This is a genomic window from Hymenobacter endophyticus (assembly GCF_032464715.1).
In the GTDB taxonomy this organism is placed as follows: domain Bacteria; phylum Bacteroidota; class Bacteroidia; order Cytophagales; family Hymenobacteraceae; genus Hymenobacter; species Hymenobacter endophyticus.
The window spans coordinates 81,113-96,518 of record NZ_JAWDJT010000011.1; the positions used below are offsets into that span (position 1 = coordinate 81,113).

Below are 15,406 nucleotides of genomic sequence, written 5' to 3' on the forward strand. Positions count from 1 at the left end.
GTTGGATTATGACAAATGTACTAGGTTGGTTGAAGTAATAAAATAATTTCAGACATTTGTAAAAAAAATTACATACTTTTTAATAAAGTCTTGTTTTCATTGCAATATAGGTAATCAACACCCTGAAAAATGGCTCGTAATTACGAACTTGACGACACTGACCGGAAGATTCTGGCGCTGTTGATTGATGATGCTAAAATGCCCTACACCGAAATTGCGCGCAAGGTGCATGTTTCAGGCGGTACGGTACACGTACGCATGGCTCGCTTGGAGGAGTTGGGCATTGTGCAGGGCGCTACGCTCAAGATTGACTACCAGAAACTTGGCTACGGCGTGCGGGCATTTCTTGGTATTTATCTGCAGAAGAGCTCCGTGTATGAAAGCGTCGTGACGGCACTGCGGCTGATTCCGGAAGTAGTGAGCATTGACTTCACTACCGGGGCTTACGGCATCTTTGCTCGCCTGATTTGTCGGGACACCAACCATCTACGGGAAGTTTTGCACGAGCAGATACAGCTAATTGAGGGTATTGAGCGTACCGAAACTCTGATTTCATTGGAGGAGGCCTTCAACCGCCCCATTCAGTTGCAGGAGATAGAGGAGGGCGAAAACTAAGCTCTCCTAGTAAGCAAACTTGCTTGTTGGCGCCGCTGCCCCACCTTGGTGAGGTAGCGGCTGCTGCATTTTCAGGGCACTAGTAAGCTCGAGCGTAATAAAGATAAATTGACCCCGAGCTAGCATTAATTGCATTTTTTTGGTGAAGTTGAAAAGGGCCTTGGGGCTTGATTTGCTGCGGGTTATATTTCGTGTATTCGTTTCGGGACTATACCAGTATTGGCTACCGTATGAGAATTCACCGCGCTTTTCTCCTGTCACTGGTATTAGTAGTCCGCCTCGGTCAGGCCCAAAGCCTGCCCGCCGTTTACCTCAACGACCAGGATGAGGCAACCGTGCCGGACAGCGCCACCCACTACCGCATTGTAGACCGCAAAAACGAGCTGCTGGGCACCTACGCCATGCGCGAGTATGCTCTGTCTGGCACGCTGCTGCTGAAAGGTACCCTCTCCGCCATTGATCCACCAGTCCGTAATGGGCTGGTGACCTGGTACCACCCCGACGGGAGTAAAGCCAGCCAGGTACACTACCACGATGATGAGGCTTCCGGCCTGTACTTGGGCTGGTACGAGGATGGCCAGGTAAGCCAGCGCGGCGACTACACCGACGGGCAGCGGGTAGGCCGTTGGATTACCGTGCATCGTAACGGCCAGAAACGCTCGGAGGGACGTTACAATGCTGGCCGGCCCGTGGGCGAGTGGCGCTACTACTACGATACGGGGGAGTTGAGCGCTATTGAAATGCCCGACCGCCAAGGCAAGCCGCTCGCCTTGGCCTTCTTCAACAAGGATGGGTCCCCCTACATGGGCCGCGTACGCACGCGGGAACTGCCGCAGTTTCCGGGCGGAGAAGCGGCCATGCTCAGCTACATTGCCCGCACTACCAACTACCCGCGCACCCTGCGGCGCAAAGGCATTACGGGTAATGTATACGTGAGCTATACCGTGGGCGAAGACGGACGCGTAGAGCAAGTGCGAGTAGTACAGGGCCTAGCCCCCGATGCCGACTTGGAGGCCCGCCGGGTAGTAGCTGGCCTGCCCGCTTTTGAGCCCGGCCGCGAGTACAATTTGCCCACCGCCATGACCTTTACCATCCCTATTCACTTCTCCGCCAATTTCTCGCTGGCCTCTGGCCTGAAGCCTGCCCAGGTCCCGCCTTCTGAAGCCCGGGCCGCCGCTCCTGATCTGGAAGAATAGGCTTCAGTTCAGCGCTACCGTAGCTGGTAGCGGCAAGCGCCCAGCCACAGAAAAGCCCCGTCCTGCATGCAGGACGGGGCTTTTCTGTGGCTGGGCGCCGCTGGCTTCTAGGCAGTTACCTGTGCATCCAGCTTTTGGGCTAGTACATGCTTGGGCACTGCACCAACCTGCTTATCAACAACTTGACCGTTCTTGAACACCAGCAGCGTAGGAATGCTGCGGATACCAAATTTGGCAGAAGTCTGGGGGTTCGAGTCAACGTCAACTTTGCCGATAACGGCTTTGCCTTCGTATTCGCCGGCCAGTTCTTCCACTACCGGGCCCACCATGCGGCAGGGGCCGCACCACTCGGCCCAAAAGTCTACCAGTACCGGCTTATCGGAGTTGATGATCTGGTCGAAGTTAGCATCGGTAATTTCGATGGCTTTATGTCCCATAATTGTAGGGTTTTTGATGAAATGAGTCTGTACGCTTGTCTGAGCAGCTTGTACGTACAAGCGGGCCGCAAGGTAGCAGATTGCGTTCCAACAAGCAGCGCGCCGGAAAGTTCACTTCGGCCAGAGTGGCAGATTACTGGCCGGAGCAACGCAGTTGCCCGATACTACCGGCCGGGTATAGGCTGGTAGTATCGGGCGTTATTCAGCACACGGTATTGACTTAAGAGTGATAAGCCCGGGCGTATTCCTGTGCCCGGTGGCGTAGCTTATAAAACACGTAGAGGTTGAAGAAGTGCATACCGCCCAGAATCAGGATAATGGTGCCTATTTTGATGCTGAGCGTTTCCACGCTGCCTTGGTAGCTGGTCACGGCCTCCGTAGTGCGTAGCGTGAGGGTGGCATAGCCAATGTTGATGAGGTAAAAACCCGTCAGCAGCAGCTTGTTCACGGAGTCGGCCAACTGCTCATTGCCGTGAAAAATATCGACCAGAAACAGCCGGCCATTCTTGAAAAGCGTGCGCGCCACCCAGATAGTCAGCAGCACCGTGACGGGCAAATACACTCCGTAAACCAGCAGATAGTAGTTCATGACGTTGAGAAGTTAAAAGGTGAATGAAAAGTGATGAGGTGAAAAGTGACAGGTGATGAGGTAGCGGTTAGGCCGCAGGGCGCGTCAATTAGCCCTGAATCGGCGTTGCGGACGTATGGCTGGCGCTGCGGAGGTTGCTAATGAGGCCTGAGCTAGCTAGCGGAGTCAACTTGTGGAAGTAAATCGGCCAAGGCTTGCGGGCAGGTCGGAAAACGGAACTGAAAACCGGCTTCCAGCAGCCGCTGCGGCACCACTTTGCGGCTTTTCAGAATCAGCTCGGTTTCGGTGCGCAGCAGGAAGGCCCCGATTTCCAGCAGCCACTGCGGCTGGGGCAGGTGCCAGCGCGGCCGGTAATGTTGGTCGAGCAGGCCCATAAGGGCGGCGTTGGATAGCGGCTCCGGGGCGCAAAGGTTGAACGCACCTTCTAGCTGTGGCCGGGCCACCAAGAACTCCACGGCCCGGCAGAAATCCTCCGCGTGCAGCCAGCTTACCCACTGCTGGCCGTTGCCCTGGGGCGTGCTCAGGCCCAGACGGGCCAGCCGCGCCATCACGGGCAAAGCTCCACCATCAGACTCGAGCACAATGGCCGTGCGCAAAGCCACGCGGCGCGTATGGGGCGCGGTAGCCAGGTTAAATTCGGCTTCCCACTTCTGCGCTACCATCTCCGAAAAGCCTCGCCCGATGCGGCCGGCAGCTTCCGTGTTGGCTGGGGCCGCGCCGCTGGTGTCCTCGTAAATGGTGGCCGTGGAGGAGTTCAGCCACACGGCGGGCGGGTTCCGGCACTGCGCCACCGCTTCGCCCAGCACCCGGGTGCTTTCGGTGCGGCTGCGCACAATGGCGTACTTGTTGGCGGCGTGGTAGCGGCAATCCACCGATTTGCCGGCCAGGTTAATGAGCACCGCCGCACCCTCCAGCTTCTTGGCCCAGGGCCCCAGGGTGCGGCCATCCCAGGCTACTTCGCCAAACCGCTTGGCCTGACGGGTTAGCGTGAGCACCTCGTACCCCAACTGCCGGAAGTGCCGGGCCAGGTGCCGCCCCAGAAAGCCATTGCCGCCGGCCAGAATCATCAGTGGTTGGTTCATGGAAGTGAGGGTAGAAGGGAGAATGTTTTGTATACTATTAATTTGAAACTTTCAATAATTATTGAAATATGATAGCAAAAAAATAAGCGCCTCCTAAAACCGGCTGCGCATGAGCTTCATGAAGGTGCTCACAAACCAGTTCTCATCGGCTTTAATAAGCGTGTTGGCTGCTTTGTCAGCAAAGTCGGCGAAGCTCTGAATGTTGCCGATCATCTGAGTGAAGGCCTGAGTTTCCTCCGGGGTAGCGGCAGGGGAGGGCTCCACTTGGCTGATTTCGCCCAGCACGCGCATAATGGGCGCCAGCTCCCGCTTGTGGCGCTCCTGCAGAATGAGGGTGGCCACGCGGTGAATGTCCTTTTCCGCCGAGAAAAACTCCCGCCGCTCACCGGGCCGCAACTCCTTGCGCACGAGGCCCCAGTCCATGAGGGCGCGCACGTTCATGTTGGCATTTCCCCGCGAAATCTGCAGCTGCTCCATGATGTCCTCGGTGCTCAGGGCTCCGGCCGACACTAGCAGCAACGCGTGCACCTGCGCCATCGTCCGGCTCACGCCCCAAGCCGAGCCCAGGGTGCCCCAGCCTTCAATGAACTTGCTTTTGGCTTCGTCGAGTTGCATGGTTCAAATGTAGTAGAGTATTTTAAACTTTCAATAAAAAATGAAAGTTTATTTTTGTGTTAGATGATTCTTGCCTTGAGTCTATTTCAGTAATGCGGAAGCTTGGTGAAGAGCTTCCGAAAAAGCAAGCTTCTCACCGAAAAATTGGGCAGAATCCATGCGCACATATCGTATGCCGTTGGCGAATATCAACGTGTCATTGCTACTATCGAACGCAACGGGCAATGAATAACCTGTACAACCTTTGGTAATCGTAACGGAATCACCGTCAGGGCTAAAGCGTGCCGCGTTGATTCCTGAAGAATATGCAGTTACCATAATAGTACGCCCTTTTATCTTCGTAAAGCAGATGTTTTCATTTGGCTCACCTGACAAAGAAGCTGCTGATACCGGACTCCATGCCCCCTGTACTGCTGCCTCAGTAACGGAATGTGGCTTATTACAGCTGTTCATGCATAACAGGCTACCTATTGCCCATAAAGTATAACGAGTCATTTGAAGCTGTGGAGTAGGTAAAAATGAAGGCGGCTACTGCTTGAATATAAGCAGTAGCCGCCTCATGTGACTCAACGGTATGCTACAAACTTATATCAGCTGGCAGGCATCAATTTCCATTTCGCGCATTTTGCGGATGAACTCCTTGGGCTCGATGCGGTAGCGGCGGGAGTAGGTATCCACGGCGAGGTGCTCGTGGGGCTCGGCAAACTTGATTTCGAGCTTTTTGGAGCCCGCGCAGCCTTCCACGGCTTCCATGAAACGGTCCATGAAGGGCTCCGTGATGGTACGTAGGTCCAGCTGTACCCGCACGCCGTTGGCGAGTTTCTCGGCCACGTTGAACAGGGGCTCCATCGTCAGAATCTTGAACTCGAACTGGTCGGAGTCGCGGAAGCGCTGGGCGTACTTGCCGCGGATGTACATGGGCGGCACCTGCTCCTTATCGTAGTTGCGGGGGTTGATGAGGTTGCTGAAGCGCGAGTAATCGTCACGGAACAAAGCCAGGTTCAGTGACGACTCGTAGTCTTCTACGCTGAACGACACGAAGGGCTGGCCGGTCTTGGTAGTCTTGAACAGGACGTTGGAAATCAGCCCGGCTACCGTTACCTCGCGGTTTTTGTAGTTCTCCACCTTATCCAGTCCGCAGGTGCAGTAGGAGTCGATTTCCAGCTTGAAGTCGTCGAGCGGGTGACCGGAGAGGTAGAAGCCCACCACTTCCTTCTCGCGGCGCAGCAACTCGGTAGCGGGCCAGGGCTCCATATCGGCCACTTTGGGCAGGGGCATGGCCACGGCCCCGAAGGCCCCACCGCCAAACAGGCTCTGTTGGGCCGAATCCTGGTCGGCCTGGTACTGCTGGCCCATTTTTACCGCCTTATCGATGAGGTTCTGGTCGTTGGCCGGGGCCTCCACGAACTGGCGGCGGTGGTACCGCTCAAACGAATCGAAAGCGCCCGACAGGGCCAGGCTTTCAAAGGTCTTCTTATTCACGGCGCGCAGGTTCACGCGCTTGGAGAAGTCGAAAATATCGGTGTAGGGGCCCTTTTTGTCGCGCTCCGCCACAATGCTTTCAATGGCGGCCTCGCCCGCGCCCTTCACAGCGGCCATGCCGAAGCGGATCTGGCCTTTTTCGTTTACGTTGAACTTGAGGATGGATTCGTTCACGTCGGGGCCGAGCACGGGTACGCCCTGGCGGCGGGCTTCCTCGATGAAGAAGGTCACCTTCTTGATGTCCGACATGTTGTTGGTAAGCACGGCGGCCATGTACTCGGCGGGGTAATTAGCCTTGAGGTAGCCCGTCTGGTAGGCTACTACCGAGTAGGCGGCGGAGTGGGAGCGGTTGAAGCCGTAGGCCGCAAACTTCTCCATCACGTCAAACACGTCGTTGGCCTTTTTGGCCACTATACCGTGCAGCTTTTTGGCGCCTTCGCAGAATTTCTCCCGCTCCTGGGCCATCTTCTTCATGTCCTTTTTCCCCATGGCCCGGCGCAGCAAATCGGCGCCGCCCAAGGAGTAGCCGGCCAGAATCTGGGCGGCCTGCATGATCTGCTCCTGGTACACCATAATGCCCTGGGAGTAGTTCAGGATGGGCTCCAGCAACTCGTGCGGGTACTCAATTTCTTCGCGCCCGTGCTTGCGGTTGATGAAGTTCGGGATGAACTGCATGGGGCCCGGCCGGTACAGGGCGTTCATGGCAATCAGGTCCTCGATGTTGGTGGGCTTGAGGTCCTTGAGGTACATGCGCATGCCCTCTGACTCGAACTGGAACGTGCCGATGGTGTCGCCGCGCTGGTACAACTCGTAGGTTTTGGGGTCGTCGAGCGGGATATCATCAATGTTGATATCAACGCCGTGGTTTTTCTTGATGAGCTCCAGGGCATCGACGATGATGGTCAGCGTCTTCAGCCCCAGAAAGTCCATCTTCAGCATCCCGGCCGCCTCAATCACCTTGCCGTCGAACTGGGTTACCAGCAGGTCCGAGTCCTTGGAGGTGGACACGGGGATGTACTTGGTGATGTCGTCGGGGGCAATGATGACGCCGGCGGCGTGGATGCCGGTGTTGCGCACCGAGCCTTCCAGCTTGTGGGCCAGGCGCAGAATGTGGCCGCGCAGGTTGTCGGGCGCCATGTCGCGCAGGATATAGTCCAGCTCGGGGTTTTCGGCGAAGGCGCCGGCCAGGGTGGTGCCGGGCTTTTCGGGCACCATCTTGGCCAGCTCGTTGGTCTGGGGCAGGGGCAGCTCCATGGCCCGGGCCACATCCTTGATGCTGGACTTGGCGGCCATGGTACCGAAGGTGATAATCTGGGCCACCTGCGTTTTGCCGTACTTATCCACCACGTAGTCAATCACCCGCTGGCGGTTCACGTCGTCGAAGTCGATATCAATATCGGGCATCGACACGCGCTCCGGATTCAGGAAACGCTCGAACAGCAGCGAGTATTTAATCGGGTCGATGTTGGTGATACCCACGCAGTAGGCCACCGCCGAGCCGGCGGCCGAACCCCGGCCCGGGCCCACGGCCACGCCCACGCTGCGGCCGTGGTTGATGAAGTCTTGGGTGATGAGGAAGTAGCCCGCAAACCCCATCGTCTCAATGATGCGCAGCTCGTAATCCAGCCGCTCCTCTATTTCGGGGGTGCGCTCGGAGTAGCGCGGCGGCTTGGTCATCGTAACGATGCCCTTGCCGGCCGAGGGGCCGAAAGCTCCCACGTAGGTCAGCTCGCGCAGAAACTCATCGGCGTTGGCGAAGGCCGGCGGAATGGGGAAGTTGGGGAGCAGAATGTCACGCGCCAGCTTGGGGGGCGTGATTTTGTCGACAATTTCGTTGGTGTTGTCCAGGCTTTCGGGCACATCCTGGAACAGCCGGCCCATTTCTTCCTGGTTCTTGAAGTAGAACTGGTCGTTGGGAAAGCCGAAGCGGGAGCGGGGGCGGGGCATCTGGGCTTCCTCATCGATGCGCATGAGCTGGCGGCGCACCTGGTCGTCGGAGCTGGCGAGGGGGCGCAGGTTGTCGAGGTGGTCGTAGAGTACCTTGTTCTCACCGGAAACCAGGCGAAAATACTTGGTCTGGAAGTCGCCCACCGGGATGCTGTGCTCCTCGCCGGTGTTCACGCACAACAGCAAATCGTGGGGCGCAAAGTCCTCCTGATTCACGTAGTGCGAGTCGTTGGTGGCAATGACCTTGACGTTGTACTTCCGGGCCCACTTCAGCAGAATCTGGTTCAGGTCCTCCTGGCTTTTGCCGGTGTTGTCGATGTTCTCGATGCCGTGGCGCTGGATTTCGATGTAGTAATCCTCGCCAAACACGTCCAGCCACCACTTCAGCTTTTCCTCGGCCTCGTCCTCCGATTTCCAGAGCAGCGCCTGCGGAATTTCGGCCCCGATGCAGCAGCTAGTGGCAATCAGGCCCTCGTGGTACTGCAAGAGCAGCTCCTTATCAATACGCGGATACTTGGAGTACACGCCCTCGATGAAGCTCATGGAGCAGAGCTTGGCCAAGTTCTGGTAGCCGGCTTGGTCTTTGGCCAGCAGCAGCTGGTGGTGGCGCACGTCCCGCTCACCTTTTTCCCGGCTGAAGCTTTTCTTGTGGCGGTCCTCCACCAGATAAAACTCGCAGCCTACAATGGGCTTCACGTTGTACTTATTCGCCTCGGCCACAAAGTTGAAAGCCCCGAACATGTTGCCGTGGTCGGTAAGGGCCACGGCCGGCATGCCGTCGGCCTGGGCCTTCTTCATCAGGGCCGAAATGCTGGCCTGACCATCGAGCAGGGAATATTGGGTGTGGCAGTGCAGGTGCGAGAAGGTAGGCATGGCAAGCAACTCCGCGCCGTTAGGGCGCCAAGCGGACAGTAAAGTTACCCATGAATCAGCGGCCGGGAAAGGTTGCGCGGCAAGGGATTTTGGTGTACCATAAACAAAGAGGACGGCTATATAGCCGTCCTCTTTTGAAGCATGCTGCTACTACGGGTGCATCCCGAGCTAGGCCCGCATTTATCGGCCGGCCTCCACCACCAAAACCTCCCCGATTTTCACCGAAGGCTCGGCTTTATCGTTCCACTGCTGAAGCTGGGCGGGGGTGGTTTTGTACTGCTTGGCGATGCTGAACAGGGTTTCGCCCTTCTGCACGGTGTGGTGCTGGCCGGGGAAGCCAACTTTATCGGCCGGGGTGGCTGATTTAGTAACGGGTGCGGCTCCCGGTTTGGCGGCCGGCATAAGGCTGTTGGCTGCCGGCTGGGCCTTGGATTTCGTAACAGCTGGCGCGGTGGGTATGCTGATGGTACCCATAGGGGCGGCTGCCGGGGCTTTGGCCGCTACGGGCTTGGCCGTACCCATGAAGCCGGAAGCATGTAATCGTTCGGCTGCTTCCTGCAGCGCCGGGTTTTTGGCGGCACGAGCATCAAACCCCGCGTATTGAGGGCTGCGCAGGAGGGTATTCAGCTCTACCTGCCAGGGCTGCTGGCGCAGGCGCTGGGCTAATAGCTGCTGCTGCTCGCGCGGCAGGCTGGCAGTGTAGTGGCTCAGACGCTGGTTGAGCACCGGAATATCCACCAGGGCCGCGTCGATTAGCTGAGTGGCTTTGGTGTCGTTGGGCTCGAAATAGATGGCCCGGAGCCGCCGCACGCTCGTTTCAACCAGCCCCGACATCACCCGCACGGAGTCGTTGGAAAGTACGGGCCGCGTAGTGGTATGCTGAGGGGCCGGTGGAGCCACCTGCTGAGCCTGAGTAGAGAAAGAGGCCAACGAACCGGCCGTTAGCAACAAAGCAGAAGTGAAATGAAAACGCATAAAACCCGAGCGGGTAAAAGCTGAACCGATACGTAAAAAACTAATTAGCAGGCTTGATAAGCAGCACCTCGCCGGGCTTCACCGAGAAATCAGGCTTGTTATTCCACTCCATAATCTGCTTGATGGTGACACCGTACTTGCGCGAAACGCTGTACATGGTTTCGCCGGTTTGCACCGTGTGCTTCACACTGGCCGGGGCCGTAGCAGGAGCCGACACGGCAGGTTTGGTAGCAGCGGCCGGAGCAGCCTTTGCGGGTAGCGGACTTGCAACCGGCGCAGCCTCCACGCCGGGAGCCGTGACGCGCAGTACCTGCCCAATGCGCAGGGCGGGCTGCTGAGGCAGGTTGTTCCAGAGCACAATATCGGCCGGGCGCAGGCCAAAGCGCCGGGCCACGGAGTAGAGGTTTTCTTTGGGTTGCACGGTGTGCAGGCCGTTAGCTGGTACAGGCTCCACGGCGGTAACCGGAGCTGCCGCAACCACCGGTTGAGGCGTGCTGGGTGAGGTGGGACGCGGGGGGGCAACTACTGCCGGAGTGGGTTTAACCGGGCTGGACGCGGCAGGAGCCGGTACTGCAGGGGAGGCGGCAACGGGGCGGGGAACGGCAGTAACCGGGGCCGGGCGCGAGGCGGGCTCAGTTACGGGCTCCGCATCGGTTGGCTCGTCGGCCACCGGGGCCGAAGTTGGCAAGGGTTTCTTGGGCAGAGGTGCCGCCGAGGCCGCAACGGACGCAGGCACAGCTGCTGCGGGCCGGGTTGGGGCAGGTGGCAGCTCGTTCAGGTTTTCGGTGTGCTCATCGGTGGCGCTGTCGGGCTGCACTACCACAGTAGAGTTGTCCTCCTCCACGGCATCTTCCAGCGTCCGGTTTGCGGTGGCTGTGCTACCCATATAAGGCTCAGCATCCTCCGTCTTCTTTTTCTTTTCGGGCTGTTTGGCTGGTTGCGGGGCCGGTGAGGCTGCTGGGCTGGTGCTGGGCTTTTCGAAGGCCGCCAGGGCCGCCGCGTTGCTGCCATCGGCGTACTCGACGGGCACGTTTTTGGGGCGGGTATGCTGCAGCCACAATACGCGGCCGGGCCGCAGTTCCTCGTTGCGGGCCATGCGGTTTTTGCTCCAGATGGCTTTGGCCCGGATGCCATACTTCTGCGAAATGGTTACCACACTCTCGCCGGCTTGGGCCACATGGTACTCCGTCTCTGCTTTGTCGCGCTTCTTCTGCACAAAATAGGGCTGGCCGGCCACGATGTTGTCGAAAGGAAACAGGTCGTTGAACTGCATGAACTTGCGCAGCTTCACGCCGGCCCGCTTAGCCAGACCTTCTTTAGTGTCGCCGGGCAGCGCAACCACCGCCCGGAGCCCATTTACGCGCACAAAGTCAGCGCTTTCGGGGTCGGGGGCTGGGTTGTTGAGGAGCTGACCGGCGGTGGCGTTTTTTTGCTGGGCGGCTAAGGCGGTAAGCTGCAGCGGGTCGGTGATGGGCACCAGCATCGTGTACACCCGGTCGGTGGGCACGGTGGGGGCCAGCAGCCAGCGGTTGTATTTGGCCAAATCGGCAGGATTCAGCTGCATGGCCTGGGCCATCACGCTCAGGGGCTGCCCAGCCGGGGCCGGAAACTCCTGAAACAGCAGCGGCGGCTTGGTATTCAGACCAATGGCCGGCTCAAACGCAATTTTATGAGCCAGCAGGGTCAGGATATACGGGTGCGTCTGCTCCGAAACCTCCATCTCCGTGGCCCCGGCATCGGTGGGCAGAGTATAGGGCTTGGTGCCGGTGAGGCCCAGGTTGTAGCTGAGTAGCGTGTTGGCCCAGTTACGGAAGGTTTTGTTGTTGCGCAGCAGGTATTGGGCGGCCGCTTTCGAGGAAGCCGTAATGTGCTTGCGCTCATCAATGGCCTCGTTCATCAGCAAGCCGTAATCCTGAGCGGCTTCGCGCTTAAACTGCCAGTAGCCCACGGCATCGTGAATACTCTGGGCGTCGCCCTGCAGGCCGCTTTCCTGAAGGGCCAGAAAGTGAAAATCCAGCGGCAGGCCTTCTTGCTGAAATACCCGGTCAATGATGGGGAAATACGCATCGGCCAGGGCTACGCGGGCCTGGAAGGAAGCCGGGTGGCGGCGCAGGGCATCTACCTTCTGCTGGAGGGCCGCCCGGCCGCCCGGCGTGAGGCGCAGGCGCAAATCGGCCAGGCTGAGCTGGGCCGGTACTGGCACGGTTTGGGCGGCCACCAACAGCGGCAGCCACAGCAATACCAGTAGTACAAGTCGTTTCATAAGCGGGGAAATGCAACCACTCGGAGCCGCTGGTCGGCGTTTGCGCGCTGATGCCGGCCCCGTTAACCTACAAAATAGAAGAAAAAAAACCGGGCAACCGGCCTCTCCGCTGCAAATCCAACAGAATGGCAAAATTCTTTCATTCGCCCTGGGCTGCTTACACTTCTCCGCCGAAAGACGAGGCAAGCGCCATGCCCGAGTGCGGGCTAACCAGTAACGCCAGCGGCTTAGGCCCGCGGATAGGTTCAACTCTGGTACCACGCCATCAGGAAAGCAGGGTGCCGGATTGCCCAGCGAAGTATGGAGTGTAAGGGCCAGTCGTTGCAAAATTGCCGTAAATTTGGGGTGGCAGCCACACTTTCTGGGGCTGCGTGGGCTTACCCTCAGGCGCGGACAAGGTGTAACAGGCTTAGTCTACACGCTTGCCCTACAGTGCAGCAGCCTATCCGTCACTTCCTATGAATAACGCCACCAGCTTCTTGCTATACGACCGTCCGGCGCTGGCATCCAGTGCCGGGCAGGCGTGGCCGGGGCTGCGGGTAGAGCGTTACCAATTGGAGGCCATGGCTATGCCGGCGCACGCGCACGACCAGCACGTGCTCATCATTCATCAGGGGAGCCAACCCGTGCGCTCAAGCCGCCAGAACGGAAGCCGCACCGAGGAAGAGCTGTTTCGGGCGGGCGACGCCGGCCTGTACCCGGCCGGGGAGTACGGGGCAACCGCCTGGCACGGGCCCGCCGATATCATTCAACTGCACTTGAACCCGCAAGCGCTGGAACACCGGGTCAGCCAGCAAGGCAGCAAGTTCATTCTGCGTGACCGGTTTCGGTTTGAGGATGGGTTGCTCACTCAGCTGGGCCGGCAGTTGCTCATGGCGGCGGGCAGTCGGCACGCGCTGGGCCTGCTCTACGTGGAGTCACTGACCAATGCGCTGTGCTACCAGTTGCTGGAGCACCACGCCACCCAGCAGCGGCGCCCCGCGCCGGGCCGCACCTTGTCGGGCCCAATTCTGGCCCGCATCGAGGCGTATTTGGAAGATACTATGGAGCAGGTGGTGACGGTGGAGGCCCTGGCTGAGCTGGCCAACCTGAGCGTGTTTCATTTCACGCGATGCTTCCGGCACACCACCGGCCAGTCGCCCTACCAATACGTGCTGGGCTGGAAAATCCGGCGGGCCCAGCACTTGTTGCGCGCCGGCGAGCTGCCGGTGGCCGCCGTTGGTGAGGTGCTGGGCTTTGCCTCGCCCGCCCACTTCGCGGCGGCATTCAAGCGCGCTACCGGCCACACCCCCCGCGACTTCCAGCGACGGTAGTCACGGCCGCAAAATCCGCAGGAATCCTATAGAAAACAGCAGGAATTGGGCAAGGGGCCGGGCGCGGCCACCAGACCTTTGGGCTAGTTCTACGGGCAGTAATTCGCTGCCCTCACCTAACCCTTTTTCTGATGAATACTCCCATTCTGGTAGCCGGCGCAACCGGCGAGCTTGGCGGCCGCATTGTGGCGGCGCTGCTGCGGCGCGGGGCCTCGGTGCGGGCCGTGGTGCGCGTGGCCACTGAGGCCGCCAAAGTGCATGCGCTAACCCGGCAAGGCGTAGATGTGCGCCGCGTGGACCTGACCGACACGGCGGGCCTCACCCAGGCCTGTGAGGGCGTGGCCTGCGTGGTATCGGTGCTGGCGGGGCTGCGCGAGGTTATCGTGGATGCCCAGGCCAATCTGCTGACGGCGGCCGTGGCGGCCGGCGTGCCCCGCTTCATTCCCTCCGATTTCGCCAGTGACTACACCCGGCAGCACCCGGGCGAGAACCGCAACTTCGACCTGCGCCGCGAGTTTCAGCAACTCTTGGATAAAGCCCCCATTGCGGCCACTTCCATTCTTAACGGGGCTTTCGGCGAAATTCTGACCTACGGTATTCCGCTGCTCGACCTTAAACACCAGCAGGTGGGCTACTGGGAAGATGCCGACTGGAAAATCGACTTCACTACCATGAACGACACGGCCGCCTATACCGCCGCCGTTGCCTTGGATGTTACCACGCCCCGCTTTCTGCGCATCGCCAGCTTTCAGCACAGCCCGCACGAGCTGGCAGCGGCGGCCGAAGCAGCCGGCCACGGGCCGTTTGCAGTAGTGCCGCTAGGCTCCCGCGCCAATCTGAGTGCCCGCATCGAGCAGGTGCGCGCCGCCAACCTGGCCGGCGAACAGCAACTCTATGCCGACTGGCAGCAGCTGCAGTATGTGCGCAGCATGTTCGCCGTGCAAAATACCCCGCTCGATAATCACCGATACCCGGACCTGACCTGGACCAGCGCCGAGGATCTGCTAGGGCAGCGCCCGCCCCAGGCCAACCAGCCAAATCTGTTAGGGCCGTACTCGGATGAGGAGCTGGTGAAACGGCTGCCGGGCTTCACCAACCACTACGCCACCGTGAATGGGGTGCGCCTGCACTACGTGGCCGGCGGCAGCGGCCGGCCTTTGGTCTGTTTGCCCGGCTGGCCCCAAACGTGGTATTCCTTCCATCCCGTGGCGCAGGAACTGGCCCGGCACTACCACGTCATTCTCGTGGATATGCGCGGCATGGGCAGCTCCGACAAGCCCGCTGATGGCTACGACAAAAAGACGATGGCCCGGGATATTTACGAACTGGTGCAGCACCTGGGGCTGGACACGGTTGCTCTATTGGGGCACGACATCGGGGGCATGGTAGCCAGTAGCTTCGCCTACAACTACCCCGCCGCCACCGACCAGCTGATTGTGCTGGATGGCACCCACCCCACCGAGGGGATGCGCTACATGCCCATGCTGCCCGCACCGGGGGCACTTGCGGGCAAAATGGATGGGGAGCACCCGTACATCTGGTGGATGGCGTTCAACCAAGTCAAAAAGCTGCCCGAAAAGCTACTGGCGGGCCGCTTCCACCTGCTGCTCGATTACCTCTTTGCCTATGTGATGTTGGATGAGAGCAAAATGACGGCGTTTGACCGGGCAGTGTACGCGGCAGTATACAACCAGTCGGAAAATATCCGGGCGGCTACTGCCTGGTACCAGGCCCTGGGGCAGGATATAGCCGACCACCACGCCTACGCCCAACTGAGTTTGCCGGTGCTGGGCATTGCTAGCTACGTAGCGCACGGCACCCTGCAGCAAAGCGTGCCCGCTATGACCACCAACGGCCGGGTCATTACACTGCCCAGCAGCGGCCACTACATGTTTGAGGAGAGCCCGGCGCAGGTACTGGAAGCGGTGCTGCGCTTTTTGCAGGAGCATCAGCCAGCCGTTAAACCGGTTGCCGACTGATAAGGGCATGCGTTGCAGGCTGATCAGCAGTAAGGGCTGG

General features: G+C 59.3%; 12 protein-coding genes. 4 read left to right on the forward strand and 8 right to left on the reverse strand.

The features are described from left to right. Positions 1-129 precede the first annotated feature (129 nt). Both ROI90_RS15890 and ROI90_RS15895 read left to right on the forward strand, forming a co-directional pair. Complete coding sequence (locus tag ROI90_RS15890; protein ID WP_315999342.1) at positions 130-615, forward strand: AsnC family transcriptional regulator; 486 nt, start codon at positions 130-132, stop codon at positions 613-615. A 230-nt stretch (positions 616-845) separates the two neighbouring features. Continuing rightward, positions 846-1,811, forward strand: a complete 966-nt coding sequence (locus ROI90_RS15895) for a TonB family protein (RefSeq protein ID WP_315999343.1) — start codon at positions 846-848, stop codon at positions 1,809-1,811. A gap of 107 nt (positions 1,812-1,918) precedes the next feature. On the opposite strand, the gene trxA is transcribed toward ROI90_RS15895, so the two are convergent. From trxA to ROI90_RS15935, 8 genes are all read right to left on the reverse strand, one after another. Next, entirely contained in the window at positions 1,919-2,248 is a 330-nt protein-coding gene (trxA, locus tag ROI90_RS15900; protein ID WP_044003005.1) for a thioredoxin, read from the reverse strand. A 220-nt stretch (positions 2,249-2,468) separates the two neighbouring features. Continuing rightward, a complete protein-coding gene (locus ROI90_RS15905; RefSeq protein WP_315999344.1) occupies positions 2,469-2,837 on the reverse strand; it encodes a hypothetical protein in 369 nt (122 codons plus the stop codon). Between the two features lie 152 nt (positions 2,838-2,989). Then, a complete protein-coding gene (locus tag ROI90_RS15910) occupies positions 2,990-3,919 on the reverse strand; it encodes a TIGR01777 family oxidoreductase (protein WP_315999345.1) in 930 nt (309 codons plus the stop codon). Positions 3,920-4,012: 93 nt separating this feature from the next. Continuing rightward, positions 4,013-4,534: a GbsR/MarR family transcriptional regulator gene (locus ROI90_RS15915; RefSeq protein ID WP_315999346.1), complete on the reverse strand. Its 522-nt coding sequence runs from the start codon at positions 4,532-4,534 to the stop codon at positions 4,013-4,015. 81 nt (positions 4,535-4,615) lie between these two features. Beyond that, positions 4,616-5,029, reverse strand: coding sequence for a hypothetical protein (locus ROI90_RS15920; protein WP_315999347.1), 414 nt, complete (start codon positions 5,027-5,029; stop codon positions 4,616-4,618). Between the two features lie 90 nt (positions 5,030-5,119). Continuing rightward, a complete protein-coding gene (gene dnaE, locus ROI90_RS15925; protein WP_315999348.1) occupies positions 5,120-8,836 on the reverse strand; it encodes a DNA polymerase III subunit alpha in 3,717 nt (1,238 codons plus the stop codon). Positions 8,837-9,016: 180 nt separating this feature from the next. Beyond that, positions 9,017-9,811 carry a LysM peptidoglycan-binding domain-containing protein gene (locus tag ROI90_RS15930; protein ID WP_315999349.1) on the reverse strand — a complete coding sequence of 265 codons (795 nt, stop codon included), beginning with the start codon at positions 9,809-9,811 and terminating at the stop codon, positions 9,017-9,019. Between the two features lie 40 nt (positions 9,812-9,851). After that, positions 9,852-12,074 carry a LysM peptidoglycan-binding domain-containing protein gene (locus tag ROI90_RS15935; protein ID WP_315999350.1) on the reverse strand — a complete coding sequence of 741 codons (2,223 nt, stop codon included), beginning with the start codon at positions 12,072-12,074 and terminating at the stop codon, positions 9,852-9,854. A 458-nt stretch (positions 12,075-12,532) separates the two neighbouring features. On the opposite strand from ROI90_RS15935, the gene ROI90_RS15940 reads away from it, so the two are divergent. Beyond that, complete coding sequence (locus tag ROI90_RS15940; RefSeq protein ID WP_315999351.1) at positions 12,533-13,387, forward strand: AraC family transcriptional regulator; 855 nt, start codon at positions 12,533-12,535, stop codon at positions 13,385-13,387. 131 nt (positions 13,388-13,518) lie between these two features. Next, the gene (locus tag ROI90_RS15945) at positions 13,519-15,366 is read left to right on the forward strand and encodes an alpha/beta fold hydrolase (RefSeq protein ID WP_315999352.1); all 1,848 of its coding nucleotides are present in this window, start codon (positions 13,519-13,521) and stop codon (positions 15,364-15,366) included. The last annotated feature ends 40 nt before the right edge of the window (positions 15,367-15,406 follow it).

Excerpts from the sequence above, each read along its gene's own strand:
- ROI90_RS15890 (WP_315999342.1), top strand. The coding sequence starts at position 130 with ATGGCTCGTAATTACGAACTTGACGACACTGACCGGAAGATTCTGGCG.
- ROI90_RS15895 (WP_315999343.1), top strand. The coding sequence starts at position 846 with ATGAGAATTCACCGCGCTTTTCTCCTGTCACTGGTATTAGTAGTCCGC.
- trxA (WP_044003005.1), bottom strand. The coding sequence starts at position 2,248 with ATGGGACATAAAGCCATCGAAATTACCGATGCTAACTTCGACCAGATC.
- ROI90_RS15905 (WP_315999344.1), bottom strand. The coding sequence starts at position 2,837 with ATGAACTACTATCTGCTGGTTTACGGAGTGTATTTGCCCGTCACGGTG.
- ROI90_RS15910 (WP_315999345.1), bottom strand. The coding sequence starts at position 3,919 with ATGAACCAACCACTGATGATTCTGGCCGGCGGCAATGGCTTTCTGGGG.
- ROI90_RS15915 (WP_315999346.1), bottom strand. The coding sequence starts at position 4,534 with ATGCAACTCGACGAAGCCAAAAGCAAGTTCATTGAAGGCTGGGGCACC.
- ROI90_RS15920 (WP_315999347.1), bottom strand. The coding sequence starts at position 5,029 with ATGACTCGTTATACTTTATGGGCAATAGGTAGCCTGTTATGCATGAAC.
- dnaE (WP_315999348.1), bottom strand. The coding sequence starts at position 8,836 with ATGCCTACCTTCTCGCACCTGCACTGCCACACCCAATATTCCCTGCTC.
- ROI90_RS15930 (WP_315999349.1), bottom strand. The coding sequence starts at position 9,811 with ATGCGTTTTCATTTCACTTCTGCTTTGTTGCTAACGGCCGGTTCGTTG.
- ROI90_RS15935 (WP_315999350.1), bottom strand. The coding sequence starts at position 12,074 with ATGAAACGACTTGTACTACTGGTATTGCTGTGGCTGCCGCTGTTGGTG.
- ROI90_RS15940 (WP_315999351.1), top strand. The coding sequence starts at position 12,533 with ATGAATAACGCCACCAGCTTCTTGCTATACGACCGTCCGGCGCTGGCA.
- ROI90_RS15945 (WP_315999352.1), top strand. The coding sequence starts at position 13,519 with ATGAATACTCCCATTCTGGTAGCCGGCGCAACCGGCGAGCTTGGCGGC.